Raw genomic sequence first — 17,075 nt, 5'->3', positions numbered from 1 at the left:
ATTGAAACCGACAAGTAAATGTGCTTGTCATGGTTAGTTGATGTATAAATTGACAGGTCAGCGGGATATATTTGTCTTGTTTTGATTTTCCAAAATGTAATTGTTTTGCACAAGAAACCAATTGCTGCGTTGTGCAATGTACACAAATATGTGTGATACTTTTTGGCAGGTCCCCGCCTTGACTTTGGAATGATATTACTATATACTAGAATACGAACGCATTTTGAATACTAGATATGGTGGTTGAATGCAGTTCAACACTTTATTACAATAAAGTATGGAGGAAGTACCATGATCGTAAAAATAAAGAAGAGGGACGGTCGTACCGTTACTTTCAATATTGAAAAGATAGCACAGGCTATCTATAAGGCAGCTCAGTCTGTCGGCGGAAGCGACTATGAGACCGCGCTTGAACTTTCGGGCAGGGTAGTTGATATGCTGATGGTAAATAATATCTCGACACCTACCGTTGAAGAGATCCAGGACTGCGTTGAAAAAGTGCTTATCGAAGAGGGTCATGCGGCTACTGCAAAATCCTATATTCTTTATCGATCCGAGAGAACTAAAGCTCGTGAGATGGATACCCGTCTTATGAAGGTGTATGAAGACCTTACTTTCAAGTCTGCTGAGGACAGCGACCTGAAGCGCGAGAACGCAAATATCGACGGCGATACCGCAATGGGTACCATGCTGAAATACGGCTCTGTTGGTGCTAAGGAATTCTATGAGATGTACGTTCTTGAAGAGGAGCACGCAGAGGCTCACGAAAACGGCGATATCCACATCCATGATATGGACTTCTATACTCTCACAACTACCTGCACCCAGATAGACCTCACCAAGCTTTTCACTGGCGGTTTCTCCACAGGTCACGGATACTTGAGGACACCTAATGATATAACCAGCTATGCCGCTCTTGCCTGCATAGCTATACAGTCCAACCAGAACGACCAGCACGGCGGTCAGTCTATCCCTAAGTTTGATTATGACATGGCTGAGGGCGTCAAGAAGACATTCCGCCACCGTTACAGAGATAATATCCGCAGAGGTCTCTCTCTGCTGGCTGATGTTCCCGATAATCCCGATATAGCTCAGAGATGTGCTGATTTTCTGGCTAAGAGGGGACTTACTCCCACACTTGCAAATGATAACGGCTACATGGAAGAGGAAGCTCAGCTGCTGTCTTCCTATGCTGATGCAAAGGTCGTTAAGAAGATACAGAATTTCGCATTCAAGAGTGCTGTAAAGGAGACTGACAGGGCTACCTATCAGGCTATGGAAGCTTTGATACACAACCTTAATACCATGAATTCCAGAGCAGGCGCTCAGACACCTTTCAGTTCGATAAACTATGGTACTGATACCTCTATTGAGGGTAGGATGGTAATCAAGAATATCCTGCTGGCTGAGGAGGCTGGTCTCGGAAACGGCGAGACACCTATATTCCCAATACACATTTTCAAGGTCAAGGAGGGTATTAACGTCAATCCGGAAGACCCGAACTACGACCTGTTCAAACTGGCGTGCAGAGTTTCGGCTAAGAGACTTTTCCCGAACTTCTCGTTTATTGATGCGCCTTTCAATCTTCAGTACTACAAAGAGGGCGACCCCAATACCGAGATCGCTTACATGGGCTGCCGTACACGAGTTATCGGCAATGCTTACGACCCCGAAAGAGAGATCGTTACAGGCAGAGGAAACCTCAGTTTCACAACTATCAACCTGCCGAGACTTGGTATCAAGGCTCATTACAATATCGACCTTTTCTATCAGTTGCTTGACGAAAAGCTCCAGCTTTGTATCGATCAGCTGATGCACAGATACAGGATACAGGCTAGCAAGAGAGTCAAGAACTATCCTTTCCTTATGGGACAGGGCGTTTGGATGGATTCTGAAAAGCTCTCGTACAATGACAGCGTAGAAGAAGTGCTCAAGCACGGTACACTTTCTGTAGGCTTCATCGGTCTGGCTGAGTGTCTTAAAGTTCTGACAGGCAAGCACCACGGCGAATCTGAGGAATCAAGAAAGCTGGGACTTGAGATCATCAAGCATATGCGTGAGCGTATGGATAAGGAGACCGCTGCTACCGGTATGAATTACTCTCTGCTGGCTACACCTGCTGAGGGTCTTTCTGGACGTTTTGTTAAGATGGACAAGGAGCTTTTCGGCGACATCCCCGGCGTTACCGACAGAGATTACTATACCAACTCGTTCCACGTGCCTGTATACTACAAGATCAATGCTTTTGAAAAGCTAGCTATCGAGGCACCTTATCATGAGCTGACCAATGCAGGTCACATCAGCTATGTTGAGCTTGACGGCGATCCTCTGGGCAACCTGAGCGCCTTTGAAAAGATCGTAAGATACATGAAAGAGGTTGGCATAGGCTATGGCTCTATCAACCACCCTGTTGACAGAGACCCCGAGTGCGGATACACAGGTATCATCGGTGACCGCTGTCCGAGATGTGGCAGATCTGAAGCTGAGCACCGTAAGTCCACTCACGAGAGGATACCTCGTATCAAGATCGATGCTGTTCCTGCTGATACGGCTGAAAAGAAGCCTGCAAAGAGCAAGAAAAAATAACCATACCATTATCTCCTGTCCATCTGTTTTGTACAGGAGATAATTTTGCGCAAATATCGGAGGTTTATTATGGAGATCAGGATAGCCGGTCTGGCTGAAGAATCTATAGTTGACGGCCCGGGTTTCAGGTTCACCGTGTTCACCCAGGGCTGCCCCCATCACTGCAAGGGCTGTCAAAACCCTCAGACCCACGACTTCAATGGCGGCAGGATAGATGACACCGATCGTATTTTTGAGATGATAATAAAAGACCCCTTGCTTGACGGCGTAACTTTCAGCGGGGGCGAGCCGTTTTGTCAGTGTGCTGCGCTGCTTTCATTGGCTGACAAAATACGTGATTTCAAGGAGCGCAGGCTGAATATCATCAGCTTTACGGGCTACACCTTTGAACAGCTCATCGAGCGCGGCAAAACCGAACCCGACTGCAAGGCTTTGCTTGAAAAGCTTGATTATCTGGTTGACGGAAGATATGAAGAAGACAAACGCTCCCTGGAGCTGAAATTCCGCGGAAGCTCAAATCAGCGTTTTATCGATGTTCAGCGTTCTCTGAAAGAGGGAAAAGCAGTTGAGGTCGATGACGAGCTGCTCTGAATCTGATTTTTAAATTGCTGTAATGATCAAGAAGTTTTAAGCCATAGTACTTCTGAAATTATTCAGTGGTACTGTGGCTTTTTAATTTACGATCTGACAGCTGGATGATATAATTTTAAATAACAAAACGGGAAAGCGGTGAACGGTATGAATAAAGAATGGTCTGGGATGAATAAGCTTATGCAAATGCAGATAAAAAAGAGGGATTCATTTTCTGAGGGTATAAACACATTGCTTGAACTACGCAGCAATTTGATGCGCACTCTTATATCTTTCAAAAACGAGCTTTCAGCAGACGATTTTTCTGAAATGCCTTTCATGAATGCGGAGGGCTATCACAGTAAGACCATCGCTTATTCATTGTGGCACATTTTCAGGATCGAAGACATAGTTGCACACACTTTGATAAATGGTGATGAGCAAGTTTTCTTTTCGGGAAAATATAAAGAGAGGATCAATTCACCTATAATTTCTACAGGCAACGAGCTTGTAAAAAATGAGATCTCGGAGTTTTCAAGGCAGTTAGATATAAACGAATTATATACATATATTTTTGAAGTCAAAGACAGCACAGAAAAAATCCTGCGTGAAATGCCTTACGAAAAACTTAAAGAAAAAATATCTGAAGAGCGCAGAGAGATACTGCAAAACTTGAATGTTGTCAGCATTGACGATAATGCTGTATGGCTGATTGATTATTGGTGCGGAAAAGATATTCGCGGTCTGATACAAATGCCATTTTCGCGGCACTGGATAATGCATACAGAGGCAAGTATAAGAATCGCAAATAAGATACACAAATAACTGAACTCGATGCCCCGAAGTGTTTAACGAAGAACGCTTAGGGGCAAAACCTTATTTTAAATTTTCTCATGGGTTGATTCTATGCTGTCACTTTTAGACGGATATCTACATCGTATGCAGTTAGAATAATTATTTTAGAATAGTATTGCGTTGCAGTTTTCCAGATTGTGGGATATGTTGATACATTAGCTTTAATATTATTAAAATTTTAAATAAACAGACATGATATGTATTCCCCGAAGTCTTTACTTTTGTTAAATAATGTGATATAATAAATACGAAAATAGTGCGATACGGAAAAGGTTGGGTATTATATTATGAAATTTATATCATGGAATGTAAACGGTTTCAGGGCTTGCCTGCAAAAAGGATTCGGGGATTTTTTCACCGAAGCGGATGCCGATATCTTCTGTATGCAGGAGACTAAGATGCAGCCGGATCAGGCAGATTTTTCGCCCGATGGCTATCACAAGTATTTCCACAGTGCGATAAAGAAAGGCTATTCGGGTACTGCTGTTTATACAAAGAAAGAACCGCTGGATGTAAAATTCGGGCTGAACGGCACTCACACAGACGAGGGCAGGGTGATAACCTGCGAGTATGATGATTTCTATTTTGTATGCTGCTATGTCCCGAATGCGCAGAACGAGCTCAAGCGCATAGATTACCGCATGGAGTTTGAAGACGATATGAGGGCTTATCTTTCGGAGCTTGACAAGAAGAAGCCTGTTATTTACTGCGGCGACCTGAATGTTGCACATGAGGAGATAGACCTTAAAAATCCCAAGAGCAATGCAGGCAACGCAGGATTTTCAGATCAGGAGCGCGGCAAGTTCACGGAGCTCCTGGCGGCGGGATTTGCTGATACTTTCCGCAGACTATATCCCGATGTGACAGGGGCCTACTCATGGTGGTCATACAGGTTCAACGCAAGAAAGAACAACGCGGGATGGCGCATCGACTACTTTGTAGTTTCGGAAAGACTTATGGATAAGGTCAAGGATTCAAAGATACTTAAAGATATAGAAGGCAGCGATCACTGTCCTGTTGAATTGGATATAGAGTTTTAAGTTTTTAGATTTTTCGGGGGGAGAAAAATGATACTTGTTACGGGTGATATCCATGGGTGCACGGATATTGGCAAGCTATCCGCCAAGGCGAACCCTGCCCAGAAACTGATGACTAAGGATGATTTCCTTATCATCGCGGGGGATTTCGGGCTGGTTTGGAATAACGACGCGGAAGATCTCTGGTGGCGCAAATGGCTTGATATGAAGCCTTATACCACGCTTTTCATCGATGGCAATCACGAGAATTTCGATTTGCTGGAAACCTTTGAAGAGGTGGAGTTCTGCGGCGGAAAGGCGCATAAGATAGGCAACAGCATCTATCATCTGATGCGTGGAGAAATGTTTGAACTGCAGGGGAAAAAGTTTTTCACCATGGGCGGTGCCGAATCTCATGACAAGGAGTTCCGCGAGATAGGTTCATCGTTATGGGAGCAGGAGCTTCCCAGCGAGGCTGAGTATGCTCACGCTCTGGAGACCCTTGAAAAGAATGGCTGGAAAACGGATTATATCCTGACCCACTGTGCGCCGTCATCTGTTCAGCATGAGATAGCAGTGAAGCTTGGTCTGGAGAATGAATACCCCGACAACAAGCTGAATGAATTTCTTGAAGAGATAGGTCATAAACTAGATTACAAGTCCTGGTTCTCAGGTCATTATCACACGGATATGGCAAGCGAGACCGAACCAAGGTTCAATGTGCTATTTAATAGTATAGTTGAGATCTGAATATAACAAACAAGGCTCGTTCCCGAAAAGGAACGAGCCTTTATATTTATTACTATGGATTCAGTCTGTTAGGACCGCGGAAGATGAACATAGCTTCCTTGATGTGCAGACCCAGAAGCAGCATTGTCAGTCTGTCAACGCCGATACCGAAACCGCCGTGAGGAGGACAGCCGTACTTGAAGAATTCAAGATAGAATTTTACGTCCTCATCCAGACCCTTTTCAGCAGCCTGTTTTTTCAGAACTTCGTATCTGTGCTCTCTCTGTGCGCCTGTGGTGATTTCAACACCTCTCCAGATGAGGTCGTAACCCATGGGCACGCCCTTTTCATCTCTCATGTGATAGAATGCACGCTTCTCAGCATCAAAATCGGTAACAAAGAGGAACTCGTGGTTGTAGTGCTTCTTAACCCACTCATAGCTGAGCTTTTCAGCATCGGTGGTGAGGTCACCCTTTTCTTCCTCGGGAACCTTGTAGCCGAACTCTTCTTCAAGTGCTTTGTAGAGGTCAGCCAGCTTAACAACAGGGAAGGGAGTTTCAGGTACGATTATATCCTGACCGAAGAGCTCTTTGATCTCATCGCCGTACTTTTCCTTAACAGCGGAAAGACCTGCCTTTAACAGCTGCTCTTCCATAGCCATAACATCTCTGTAATCGTTGATGTAGCTGAACTCAAGGTCGAAACCTGTGAACTCGGTGGTGTGCTTGCTGGTGTAGCTCTTTTCTGCTCTGAATACGGGTCCTACTTCAAAGATACGCTCAAAGCCGCTTGCCATAGCCATCTGCTTGTAGAACTGAGGGCTCTGTGCAAGATATGCGTTTCTGTCAAAATACTTTACCTCGAAAACGCTGGAGCCGCTCTCGGAAGCTGCGCCTATCAGCTTAGGGGTGTGTATCTCGATGAAGTTCTCACCCAGCAGGAAATTTCTCATAGCATTAACCATAACAGTCTGTGCCTTGAACATCAGCTGGTTCTCATCGGTACGCAGGTCAATCCAACGGTAGTCGATACGCTGATCGATGCTTGAACGCTCAACTGCCTTTTTCTTCTTGGTTGCTGCGATCTCTTTTCTTGCGATCGGGATAGCATCAGCAATGCTCTCGGGTATGATATCCTCGGGTATCATTTCCAGACCGCCCAGCTTAACGTAGTCATTCTCGAATACCTGACCGATAACGGTAACAACGGAATCGCCTGTCAGTGCGTCAAGTTTCTCGTTGAGCTCAGGGTGCTTTTCCTTTTCAACAGTTACCTGTAATTTGCCTGTAATGTCCTTAACGACGATAAAAGCCATAGCGCGGGCATTTCTGTAGTTCTCAACAAAGCCCTGTACCTTGATGGTCTCGCCAAGATGCTCTTTAACGTCTTTTATGTATGTTCTGTTCATATAATAACTTCCTCCCGTTTCGGATAAGATTTTACATACTTATATATTATAACGCTTTTCGGAAAAATTGTCAACAGCGATATAAATATATTTTATTTCAAAAATCAAATCTTTTTTGCTAAGGAAAAATCTCTGTTCTAAAATGTCACCCGAACACTTGACATTTCGGTTTATCGGTGTTATCCTATACATAATATAGACATAGGGAGGTAACATAATGAATATAAAAACACTTGCGCTCTTATCGGCTTTGACGATTACTTTGTTTTCGGGGTGCTCTAAGGGTGAAAACGAATCAAACGGAGATAATACTTCTTCTGAGGATAGCAAAGTGACTGTTTCGGATACTCAGGGATCGGCAGAAGAAAAACCTGAAAGCACCATTGAAACGCAGGAAGAATCTTCCAAAGCCACAGAAGAAATTTTCACCGAAAGCGTTGAAGATCTTTATCTCGCAGTTGATAAAAGAGAGATCGAGATAGGTGCGGAAGACAGTGTGGTCATCTTTGTTGCCCGTGATATCATAGAACCACAGAAAGTTCAGCTTATAGATGCAGATACAGGTGAGGTCATAGGCGAGATGCTTGATGATGCCGAGTTTGAAAAATCAGGGGACGATATATCGGGCGACTGCTGGTACAGCCTGCGCTATAAGTTAGATGATACTTTTCCCACTGATCCCGATGTATCAGAGGATAGGAAATACCGCTTTTACGCTCGCTACATCGATGGTGATACTGAGCACCGTTCAGCAGTTACTGAGATAACCGTCTATGAAAATTTCACCGACAAGGAACTTGATAAGATGGAAGAAGCAAGTAACAGAATAAAAGATATGATGGTTACTGAAGAATATAAAAACCTTGACACCGCAGGCAAAAAAGACAAGCTGGTGGAATTACTCCATGAACTTGAAGATGAGGGTTTGGTCGATAAGGACAGCATTTATGCTAATGATGAAAATGTTACATATTCCTGCTGTGATATACCCTCGATAATAATGCTTGAACCTATGCCCTGGGAAAAATACGGAAATTCCGACCCCGAGCAAAGTATAAACTGATAAAACAAGGCATGAGCGTTAAAACTCATGCCTTTATTTTGTCTATATTTTGTTTCCGCAGATGGTACAGAATTTAGCATCTGCTGACAGCCTGTTTCCGCACTCGGTGCAGAAACTTGCTTTTTCCGGTTGCTGAACCTGTGCCTGAGTCTGGGTTGGTGTATATGTCTGATGCACTGACTGATTCGGCGTGTATGTCGGACTGACAGGTTCAATGCCGGGAACGTAGGTATCGCTGTTCCGGGACTGATATGCATTCTGCTGTGGCTGATATGTATTTTCAGCGGGATAGCCGCCGTACTGTCCCTGACTGTAAGGATTGACATTTCCGGGCTGCTGATATGTGTTGTGGGGCTGATAGTTGTTTTGAGGCTGATATCCGTACTGACCGTTCTGTGCATTTCCGTAAGGATAGCCACCCGACTGTTGATCGGTGTTATTATTCGGAATGCTGCCGTACTGCCATACAACAGGCTGACCTGCCATTGTATTCGGTTGGCTGCCATACGCATTTGTGACAAAGTTTTGTACGTTGTCAGGATTTACAAGTACAATACCATTCTCGTTTGTTTTGCCGACCATATCCTGGAAGTGACCGTTCAGGTGCTGGTAGTAATATTCGTTGTAGATCATCAGATCTTCTTTGCTTGCTTTATTGATGATCTTATACATCAACACATAGACAAGTATCATTATACCGATAACTCCGGCGATAGATACATACACAAAACCTTCAGGAGCATCGGTTGCATTAGAAGCAATAGCAAGAAAATCATAAAGACCATGAACCGCGACCGAGAGAATAAAAGCAAGACGCTGAGGATTTTTATTATGCACTGCATTTATTACATTATTATACTTTATATATTTGGAGATTCCGAATTTGTAGCCCATTAGAATTCCTGTGAATGCATGGAGCGGAACTGAAAGTACAGCCCTTAGAATTCCGGTATAAGCACCCATTAAAGCGCCGGATTGCGAGCTATTTCCCAATACATATAATATATTCTCAAGTGTCGCAAAGCCTAGAGCAGCAGCAGCGCCGTAAATAACACCATCATAGGTATGGTCGAAATCTCTGTTTTTAAAGATAGTAAGTTTAAATGTGAAATACTTGCAGATTTCCTCTGATGGGCCAATGATAAACAAACATAGTGCAAATATTCCGGACATACTCATTATTCCTTTTACGTCGGATTTATAAATATTTGCCAATATAATCATACCTATTAATTCTAATATAATGGCTACTATCGTAGAAAGAGCACTCACAATAAATACTTTAGCAACTCGTTTAAAAGGTTCTTTTTTTACAGCGGGTGTCTTTTTCAGCACCGCAGAAAAAATGATTATGGTAGGTACCAATGCGATACCTATAAGAACAAAATTCACTGTTTTTTCCTCCCTTTATTTAATGGAAGCAGCTGCTTCCTCAGAAGTTCTTATGTAATGGAAAAGATATTGCTGTGCTATGCCCTCGCATCCTCTGGTACATTCAGGCAAACCATTGGGATACCAGTTAGCCATGACCCGCTTGACCCATACATCTATAGGGAAAGCTTCTGTACGGTAAAATCCGAAAAGAAGAGCACATTCTGCCACCTTAGGACCTACGCCTTTTATGGTCTGCAAAAGTTTGCGGGCGCTTTCAATATCCATACTTCGTATCTTTTCAAGATTTATGGCACCGCTTTGTATCTTCTGCACAGCGTCCACCAGGTATTTCGCTCTGAATCCCGCACGGAGATAAGCAAGGCTTTCCTCGGTCTCCCCGGTGAGTTCCTGCCATGCGGGATAGCCGCCGCAGTGTTCGCAAAGCCGCCCGATAATGCCTTTTATTCGCGGGATATTATTGTTCTGGCTGATTATGAAAGAGGAAAGCGCCTCCCAGCTGTCCTGACGAAGTATGCGTATACCACTTGCGTATTTACAGGCTTTTGAGAGAGTTTCATCCTCGGAAAAACGCTTTTTGAGTTCGCTGTAATCTGTGGCTAGGTCGAAATAATCCGCCCACACCGAAAGAAAATCTTCCTCTGTGGTATCATGCAGTCTGAAAACGTCTTTGCCGTTCTCACAGCTTATATCCAGCTTTTTATTGAGAAATGCTCCGCTGTAGGTGTTATCGGCTGTCTTTTCCCACCTGAAAGCCTGACCGCAATCAAGGGTCTGGTCGAGATCAAAGTCCGCCTGACAGAGCAGTATATCTTTGCCGTCTGTTTTGTAGTCCATTTTGTTCACACTCCGTCCTGCCAGTCTATACAGTCGGGCAGGTTATAATTTTTGCAGAATTGCCTTATACAGGCAACAGCACTTTCTATTGAAATTACAGCGTCCGCAGGCGCAGTCCATTCCGTGCCGCCGGGTTTAAAGGTGATTTGTGCATTTCCATCGCCCCGTGACATATACATATCGCCCTCGTCATTCCCGAAATAGTTCAGACAGGTGTATCTGCCGTTGACAAGTATCGCCAGAGCAGGGTAGAGTTTGCCGTCTTCGCTTAACCATATTTCGTTTATGCCCTTTTCGGCAAGACATAATATCAGCGAGATGACTTCTTCGTTATCGGTGATAGTGATGTCACCGTTTTCGTAACTTACGCGCATAGTATTCACCTTTTGTAAGACACTTGCAAATTTCATTAAAATACATTATACTATATAATGAAACATTTTTCAATATATATTTTGCCTATATACGAAAGGAAGTTTGTACATGAGAGAAAGCATTCTTACAATTCCCGTTACCGAAATTTTCGAGCCGAAATGCGGATGTCCGATATGCAGGCTGCGGGATACCCTTGAACAGCGCACAATTGATTATATAATGGGTGCTGCCATGATGGAGCCTGATGTACGTATTGAGACAAACAAACAGGGATTCTGCAAGATCCATTTTGAGCAGATGCGTGCCTGCAAGAACCGTCTTTCGCTGGCGCTGATGCTATCGACCCACTTGCAGTCTTTACAGAAAAACGTTCTGAAAAGGCAGAGCATCTTTGAGGGCAAATCAGCCAAGCAGAAGAGGGTATCTTCGGTGAATAACGACTGTTTTGTATGTAACAAGATTGAATGGGGTATGTCACGAATAATGGTGACGCTTTTTGAGCTTTACGAACAACAGAGTGAGTTTCGTCAGCTCTTTGCCGAGCAGGAAATGCTTTGTCTGCCACATTATGATATGCTTGTTTCCGCCTGCGAGGATAAAATGAATAAAAAGATGCAGGGCGGTTTCAAGGAAACCTGCGCAGCGTTGACAGAGAAATATCTGGCTGAACTGGAAAAAGACGTGACCCATTACTGTGATATGTATGACTATCGCAACAACGGAAGTGATGCCGACTGGGGCAATTCAAAGGATTCCATCGAGAGAGCGATAAAGTTTCTGACAACACGATAATTTCGTAACAGAATGTAATTTTTCTTTTGGCTTTCGTCTGAATAAAAATACATAATATTGTACAGACTTTCAGAGATGAGCGTTATTTGTCCCGTAGAGCAGAACGAGTACATTTTTATAGATATTTGACTTCATAAAGCGCCTAACAAATTAACACTCGCTGTGAATCCCGAGAACTTCGGGGATACCATCCGACTAGAGCCTGAAATATTTCAGCGTTAATGATTCCGTAACAGATTTTGCCACTTAAAAGACTTTCTGAGGTTATCAGTTTTCACCTGATGTACATATTTTTGTCCTTAGATATATTTTTCAACAAAATTAACCAATGTTGAAAACATAGGAATTCTACGTGATTTTCAACCTTTTCAACAGGTTTTTCAACACTTTTGATTTGAAAATGTTGGTTTCTGAAATGAGTTTTCAACTTTTCAACAGTAAATTGTTGAGAAGTACATTCTAACGGACTTTAATGTGAAAATCAATGACAAGGAGATGTCTGAAAGGTGATAAAAGGCGTGAACAAGCAAATTATTGAAATTAAATGTACAAACAGTGAATATTTCGAAAGGGCACTTTTGTTCGTGAATTCAAACTGCGAACTGTTTTCGGAAAACGATCCTCATATTGTAGCGGGGGAGTATCTTCAAAAGTTGACTGATGAAATGGAAGGTGTTGAAAGAGACGAAAAAAACTTTCATGATAAAACTCTGAGATCTCTTCTTACCGTGCTATTCGGAGCGATAGTGACTTCGGTGCTTGTAGTTGTGCTGATTGCTTTATGATAGCGCACATATTTTCTAAAAATCGTATATCCTATTTGTTTAAATTGCAAAAATTCCTCGGAAGCTCTTGGCTTTTGAGGATTTTTGTGCTATAATACCTAATAACTGTTGTTTGAAAAAGGATTTTTGATTATGAATAAAGACAGAAATAACACTACCGAAAACAAGCGTGATGAAGAGCTTATCCTGGGAAGAAATCCCGTTATCGAGGCACTTAAAGCCGATAAGCTTATAGATATGATCTTTGTGAATCCCGAGGCTAAGGGTTCGATCTCGCTGATACTGAAACTTGCCAAGGAAAGGGATATTCCCGTAAAGCAGGTCAGGGAAGTCAAGCTTGACTATATGGCAGGCGGTGCGGCACATCAAGGCGTTATAGCTGTAGGTGCCTGTGCAGAGTATGTTGAGGTCGAGGATATTCTCGCTATCGCTGAAAAGAAAGGTGAAGATCCTTTCATAATAATATGTGACGAGATCGAGGATCCACATAATCTCGGTGCAATAATACGTACCGCTGAGGCTGCGGGTGCTCATGGTATCATAATCCCCAAGAGAAGGAGCGCTTCGCTGAATCACACCGTATTCAAGACATCTGCGGGAGCCGCAAGCTGGCTGCCTGTGGCGAGAGTACCAAATCTTGCAGCGGCGGTTGACGAACTGAAAAAGCAGGGCGTTTGGATATACGGTACAGACGGCGCAGGTGAAAACTATTCGGGCGCCGACCTCCGCGGTCCTATCGGACTTGTAGTAGGTTCTGAGGGCTTCGGTATGGGAAGACTTATGAAAGAAAAATGCGATATGCTTCTCAGCCTGCCGATGGCGGGCAAGATAACCTCGCTTAATGCTTCTGTTGCTGCGGGAATCTTTATGTATGAGATAGTGCGCCAACGCGCCATCAAGTAGATTTGGAGTGATATGGATTGGCTGATAAATATTCCATCGACGAAATTTTGTCGGAATACAGCAATAAATACAAAACAAATAACAGACCCGAGGCGGACAAACCTGATGATTTCGATATAAGCTTTGAAAAATCCCGGGAAGCTCGTACTGCACCGGTGATACCAGATATCCCGATGGAAAACGCTGACGAGAAGAATGAGGATATTGCAAAAGCTGTTTCGGCTGCCGAAGACAAGGCTGAGACTGTCATAAAAAGTGATGCTACGTCTGATGCAAAAGCTGACGGCTTCCTGCTTGCAGAAGATCTTCTTCTCAAAAACGATACTCCGGTAGATGAGGAGATCGCTATGATGACTGCTCGCAAAATCAGCAGACTTTCATCCCATGGCGGAAGACGCAGGCGCGATGACGAACTGTCACCTGAACCGGTAAGACGTACAAGCCTCAAGGACATGAAGCTTGGTCTTGAGGGCAAGATAATCCCTCAGAGCCAATATCTTACCGATCCGGATGAAGAAGAGGATACTGCCGAAAGCGAAAGCATGGACGAGTATGACAGGCGTTCTGCGGCATTGGAAAGACACAGAAAATCGAAGGTCGATAGCTTTGTGCTTGACAGCATGGATGAGGACGACGGTGTTGAGCACAGCAAAGCCAAAAAGATATCCTACGGTCAGAATGAGTTTGAAAACTATGATGAAGCGCCTAAGGTGCTGAATGATATTATGCAGATCAAAAGCAATCTGTTCCTCAGGCTCTGTGTACTTCTTTTTACCGGACTTTCAAGTTTGCTGATTACAATTGCGAACGACCTTGAACTTCCTGTTATAAAGATATTTGACAGGTCGGTATCACCGTCGGCTTTCCTGTTTTCAAACACGATAATGGGTCTGCTGGCGCTGGGTGTTTCTTATTCTGTTATGACAGCCGGTCTGAAAAATATGTTCCTGCGCAAGCCTGATAATGATTCTATCGCGGCTGTGGGCATATTTGTTTCAGTAATCGCAGGGATCGCGACCCTGTTTGAACCCGATTCTATCCGCGACGGCTATTACCATGTGTATGTTTCAGCTGCCATCGTAGGACTGATTTTCAATACCCTGGGCAAGATGATGACGGTTCAGCGCACTGAAAAGAACTTCAGATACATTGCCGGAGATTTTGACAGATACGCTGTGAAGAGCGTTGACGGAAGCACTGCTGTGAATCTTGGCAGGGGAGCAGTTCCCGTAAATGCCAATATGGCCGCAATGCGCAAGACAGGATTTGTCGAGGATTTTATCAAAAACTCCTATGCTCCAGATGTTTCTGACAGATTTGCGAAGTATTCAGCACCGATGATACTTATCGCCGGATTCATAACAGGTCTTCTTTCATTTATCTGCGACAAGCATGCGAGCTCAAGCGTTGAAAAGATATACGTGGCACTTGCAGCATTTTCAGGTACGGTTACAATGTGTTCGTCACTTTCACTGATACTAGCTGTTAATCTGCCCATAAGTAAGGCTACTAACAAATATCTTCAGTATTCTTCTGTAATACTTGGTTACAGTGCAGTTGAGGAATATTCGGATACCAATTCGGTAATGGTGGATGCTGCTCAGCTTTTCCCGAAGGACAGCGTTGATCTTATAAACCTGAAACTGCTTTCCACCGAACCGTTGGACGAATGCATCCTTCTGGCTTCAAGCCTTGTTTTCCGTTCGGACAGTGTTTTGAAAAACTCGTTCTACAAGATACTCAAAGGCAAGCTTGATATGCTTTATCCCGTAGAAAGTTACATCTACGAGGATGAAAGAGGATTATCGGGCTGGATAGACAATAAGCGCGTGCTTCTCGGCACAAGACAGCATATGGAAGATCATTCCATTGACGGTCTGCCACCCGCTTCAAAGGAAGCTGAGTACGGTAAGGGCAATGTGATACTTTATCTCTCCATATCAGGTGTGATATGCACAATGTTCGTGCTGAAAGTAACTCCTTCCATGTCAGTGACCAAATGGATGCAGGCACTTGAAAGAGAGGGCGTTGTCACCGTTGTCAGAAATGTTGATGGTTTCCTTACAGAAGAATTCCTTGAATGTCTTTTCGACCTTGACAGAGGTTCGGTAAAGATGCTGCCTTTCAGGTATCACAAGGAATATGAAAACGAAGTGGACTATAACGAGCGCGAATCTTCTCCGATGATGTGCAGCGGAAGTTTTCCGTCATTTGCCATGTTGATTACAGGTGTAAAAAGGATAAAATCCGCGGCTCAGCTTGGTATCGCAATACAGGCGGGTTCTGTGGCTCTTGGAGCTGCTATATGCCTTATCTCTATGCTGCTTGGAACATTCGCACAGATAACACCAACGCTTATAATTGTTTATCACCTTGTATTTGCGGGTATAATGCTGGCAATGCTTGGCAGTAAAAAAGTCTGATATCAATACCGTCGGTTCGCCGGCGGTATTTTTTTGTAATATGCGCATAACTTTCAGCATAGGATTTATGTGGGAGTGATGCCAATGAAGAAGATACTGCTTACAGCTGTTATATTGCTTGCGGGCTGTTCCGCAGATATGCCACATGATACGATAAAATGCCACCGCATACCATCGCCTCCGCCGAGGTTGGAAGCTGCTGCCACTGAAAACAACGGTTATTCGCCGCTTAATTATGAACGTCGCAAAGGGATATGGCTTTCCTATATCGACCTTGCACCTATGTTATCGGCGGATAATGCGGATGATTTCCGAGGTGAATTCGATACAGCCTGTTCCAACATAGCTGAACTAGGCTGCAACACCATCTACGTCCAAGTAAGACCTTTCGGTGACGCTATATATGATTCGACGTTGTTTCCACCATCAGAGTATCTCAGCGGAGCTTATGACCCTCTTGAAATAATGTGTGGAACAGCCCATGAACATGAGCTTTCGATCCATGCTTGGATAAATCCTCTGAGATTGCAGACGGCGGACAAGCTTACCGAGTTTTCGGGCTTCACAACAGCTGACTGGTTTATTGATGGTGACGACAGAGTGAGTTATGTGGGAGAGGACTATCATTTGTGGCTTGATCCTGCCTATCCCGAGGTGCGTGACCTTATTGCTGAGGGTGCATATGAGATAGCTGAAAACTACGATGTTGACGGTATACATTATGATGATTATTTCTATCCCACCACGGACAGTGATTATGATGCGAAGTGTTTTGCTGAAATGGGAGGTGACAGTTCTCTCGATGAATGGCGCAGGGATAATATCTCTGAAATGTGCTGCGGGATATATGATAGCGTTAAGTCAGTTGACAGGCGTATTGAAGTCAGCATATCTCCACAGGGTAACATAGAAAATAATATTTTTAAACTGTATGCTGACGTGGAAAAGTGGTGCAGTGAGGAGGGTTACTGTGACAGAATTATTCCGCAGATATATTTTGGGTTCGAAAACACTGTCAAGCCATTTATCAGTACACTTAATGAGTGGCAGGAGATCTGCCGGAGCGGGGAAGTCAACCTTGATATCGGGCTAGCTGTATATAAGGTTGGGACAGAAGAGGAGTTCACCGAGAGTGTTGGAATTATAGCACGTCAGATCGAGGATTGTAAAGATTGTCAAGGAATATCACTTTACGCTTATAGCAGTCTGTTTGGTGAGAATAGTGAAGATGAGCGTATTGTAAATGAGAGGGAAGCTATCAGAAATGCTCTCGCTAAATATTAACTTTTTCTAAATAATTTTATTGATGACGATTATAATTCATTTCAGACTCTTGTAATT

15 protein-coding genes are annotated in these 17,075 nt (G+C 43.7%); 11 read left to right on the top strand and 4 right to left on the bottom strand.

Annotation, left to right across the window (positions count from 1 at the left end; genetic code table 11):
* The first annotated feature begins 291 nt into the window (after nt 1–291).
* From BM265_RS02605 to BM265_RS02585, 5 genes are all read left to right on the top strand, one after another.
* A complete protein-coding gene (locus BM265_RS02605; protein WP_074959913.1) occupies nt 292–2,586 on the top strand; it encodes an anaerobic ribonucleoside triphosphate reductase in 2,295 nt (764 codons plus the stop codon).
* Between the two features lie 69 nt (nt 2,587–2,655).
* Nucleotides 2,656–3,177, top strand: a complete 522-nt coding sequence (gene nrdG, locus BM265_RS02600) for an anaerobic ribonucleoside-triphosphate reductase activating protein (protein WP_074959912.1) — start codon at nt 2,656–2,658, stop codon at nt 3,175–3,177.
* A 186-nt stretch (nt 3,178–3,363) separates the two neighbouring features.
* Complete coding sequence (locus BM265_RS02595) at nt 3,364–3,981, top strand: phage head-tail adapter protein (RefSeq protein ID WP_347500672.1); 618 nt, start codon at nt 3,364–3,366, stop codon at nt 3,979–3,981.
* A gap of 317 nt (nt 3,982–4,298) precedes the next feature.
* Nucleotides 4,299–5,051, top strand: coding sequence for an exodeoxyribonuclease III (locus tag BM265_RS02590; protein ID WP_074959910.1), 753 nt, complete (start codon nt 4,299–4,301; stop codon nt 5,049–5,051).
* Nucleotides 5,052–5,078: 27 nt separating this feature from the next.
* Nucleotides 5,079–5,777: a metallophosphoesterase family protein gene (locus tag BM265_RS02585; RefSeq protein WP_074959909.1), complete on the top strand. Its 699-nt coding sequence runs from the start codon at nt 5,079–5,081 to the stop codon at nt 5,775–5,777.
* A gap of 52 nt (nt 5,778–5,829) precedes the next feature.
* On the opposite strand, the gene aspS is transcribed toward BM265_RS02585, so the two are convergent.
* Complete coding sequence (aspS, locus tag BM265_RS02580) at nt 5,830–7,164, bottom strand: aspartate--tRNA(Asn) ligase (RefSeq protein ID WP_074959908.1); 1,335 nt, start codon at nt 7,162–7,164, stop codon at nt 5,830–5,832.
* A gap of 217 nt (nt 7,165–7,381) precedes the next feature.
* On the opposite strand from aspS, the gene BM265_RS02575 reads away from it, so the two are divergent.
* The gene (locus BM265_RS02575) at nt 7,382–8,227 is read left to right on the top strand and encodes a hypothetical protein (RefSeq protein ID WP_074959907.1); all 846 of its coding nucleotides are present in this window, start codon (nt 7,382–7,384) and stop codon (nt 8,225–8,227) included.
* 42 nt (nt 8,228–8,269) lie between these two features.
* Here the strand turns inward: BM265_RS02575 and BM265_RS02570 are convergent, their stop codons facing one another.
* The 3 genes from BM265_RS02570 to BM265_RS02560 form a co-directional block, all read right to left on the bottom strand.
* The gene (locus BM265_RS02570; protein ID WP_177219524.1) at nt 8,270–9,562 is read right to left on the bottom strand and encodes a PrsW family glutamic-type intramembrane protease; all 1,293 of its coding nucleotides are present in this window, start codon (nt 9,560–9,562) and stop codon (nt 8,270–8,272) included.
* 72 nt (nt 9,563–9,634) lie between these two features.
* Nucleotides 9,635–10,456 (bottom strand): DNA-3-methyladenine glycosylase family protein, encoded by an 822-nt coding sequence (locus BM265_RS02565; RefSeq protein WP_074959905.1) that lies wholly within the window; start codon nt 10,454–10,456, stop codon nt 9,635–9,637.
* 5 nt (nt 10,457–10,461) lie between these two features.
* Nucleotides 10,462–10,830, bottom strand: a complete 369-nt coding sequence (locus BM265_RS02560; protein WP_074959904.1) for an Imm1 family immunity protein — start codon at nt 10,828–10,830, stop codon at nt 10,462–10,464.
* A gap of 109 nt (nt 10,831–10,939) precedes the next feature.
* Between BM265_RS02560 and BM265_RS02555 the strand changes: the two genes are divergently transcribed.
* The 5 genes from BM265_RS02555 to BM265_RS02535 all read left to right on the top strand — a co-directional run bounded on the left by BM265_RS02555 (nt 10,940) and on the right by BM265_RS02535 (nt 17,018).
* Nucleotides 10,940–11,623, top strand: coding sequence for a DUF6062 family protein (locus BM265_RS02555; RefSeq protein ID WP_074959903.1), 684 nt, complete (start codon nt 10,940–10,942; stop codon nt 11,621–11,623).
* A 518-nt stretch (nt 11,624–12,141) separates the two neighbouring features.
* Nucleotides 12,142–12,408 (top strand): hypothetical protein, encoded by a 267-nt coding sequence (locus BM265_RS02550; RefSeq protein WP_143098653.1) that lies wholly within the window; start codon nt 12,142–12,144, stop codon nt 12,406–12,408.
* A 132-nt stretch (nt 12,409–12,540) separates the two neighbouring features.
* Complete coding sequence (gene rlmB / locus BM265_RS02545) at nt 12,541–13,311, top strand: 23S rRNA (guanosine(2251)-2'-O)-methyltransferase RlmB (RefSeq protein ID WP_074828274.1); 771 nt, start codon at nt 12,541–12,543, stop codon at nt 13,309–13,311.
* 17 nt (nt 13,312–13,328) lie between these two features.
* On the top strand, nt 13,329–15,734 hold the full coding sequence (locus BM265_RS02540; RefSeq protein WP_074959901.1) for an HAD family hydrolase: 2,406 nt from the start codon (nt 13,329–13,331) through the stop codon (nt 15,732–15,734).
* Between the two features lie 84 nt (nt 15,735–15,818).
* Nucleotides 15,819–17,018: a glycoside hydrolase family 10-like protein gene (locus BM265_RS02535; RefSeq protein WP_074959900.1), complete on the top strand. Its 1,200-nt coding sequence runs from the start codon at nt 15,819–15,821 to the stop codon at nt 17,016–17,018.
* The last annotated feature ends 57 nt before the right edge of the window (nt 17,019–17,075 follow it).

The sequence above is a fragment of the Hominimerdicola alba genome (assembly GCF_900112155.1).
Classification (GTDB): Bacteria; Bacillota; Clostridia; order Oscillospirales; family Ruminococcaceae; genus Hominimerdicola; species Hominimerdicola alba_D.
Note: the sequence above shows the minus strand (reverse complement) of the source record. Positions and strands in the feature narration are given on the sequence as shown.

Coding starts and splice junctions, on each gene's coding strand:
- BM265_RS02575 (WP_074959907.1), top strand. CDS start 7,382: ATGAATATAAAAACACTTGCGCTCTTATCGGCTTTGACGATTACTTTG.
- nrdG (WP_074959912.1), top strand. CDS start 2,656: ATGGAGATCAGGATAGCCGGTCTGGCTGAAGAATCTATAGTTGACGGC.
- rlmB (WP_074828274.1), top strand. CDS start 12,541: ATGAATAAAGACAGAAATAACACTACCGAAAACAAGCGTGATGAAGAG.
- BM265_RS02555 (WP_074959903.1), top strand. CDS start 10,940: ATGAGAGAAAGCATTCTTACAATTCCCGTTACCGAAATTTTCGAGCCG.
- BM265_RS02565 (WP_074959905.1), bottom strand. CDS start 10,456: ATGGACTACAAAACAGACGGCAAAGATATACTGCTCTGTCAGGCGGAC.
- BM265_RS02590 (WP_074959910.1), top strand. CDS start 4,299: ATGAAATTTATATCATGGAATGTAAACGGTTTCAGGGCTTGCCTGCAA.
- BM265_RS02560 (WP_074959904.1), bottom strand. CDS start 10,830: ATGCGCGTAAGTTACGAAAACGGTGACATCACTATCACCGATAACGAA.
- BM265_RS02585 (WP_074959909.1), top strand. CDS start 5,079: ATGATACTTGTTACGGGTGATATCCATGGGTGCACGGATATTGGCAAG.
- BM265_RS02605 (WP_074959913.1), top strand. CDS start 292: ATGATCGTAAAAATAAAGAAGAGGGACGGTCGTACCGTTACTTTCAAT.
- BM265_RS02535 (WP_074959900.1), top strand. CDS start 15,819: ATGAAGAAGATACTGCTTACAGCTGTTATATTGCTTGCGGGCTGTTCC.
- aspS (WP_074959908.1), bottom strand. CDS start 7,164: ATGAACAGAACATACATAAAAGACGTTAAAGAGCATCTTGGCGAGACC.
- BM265_RS02595 (WP_347500672.1), top strand. CDS start 3,364: ATGCAGATAAAAAAGAGGGATTCATTTTCTGAGGGTATAAACACATTG.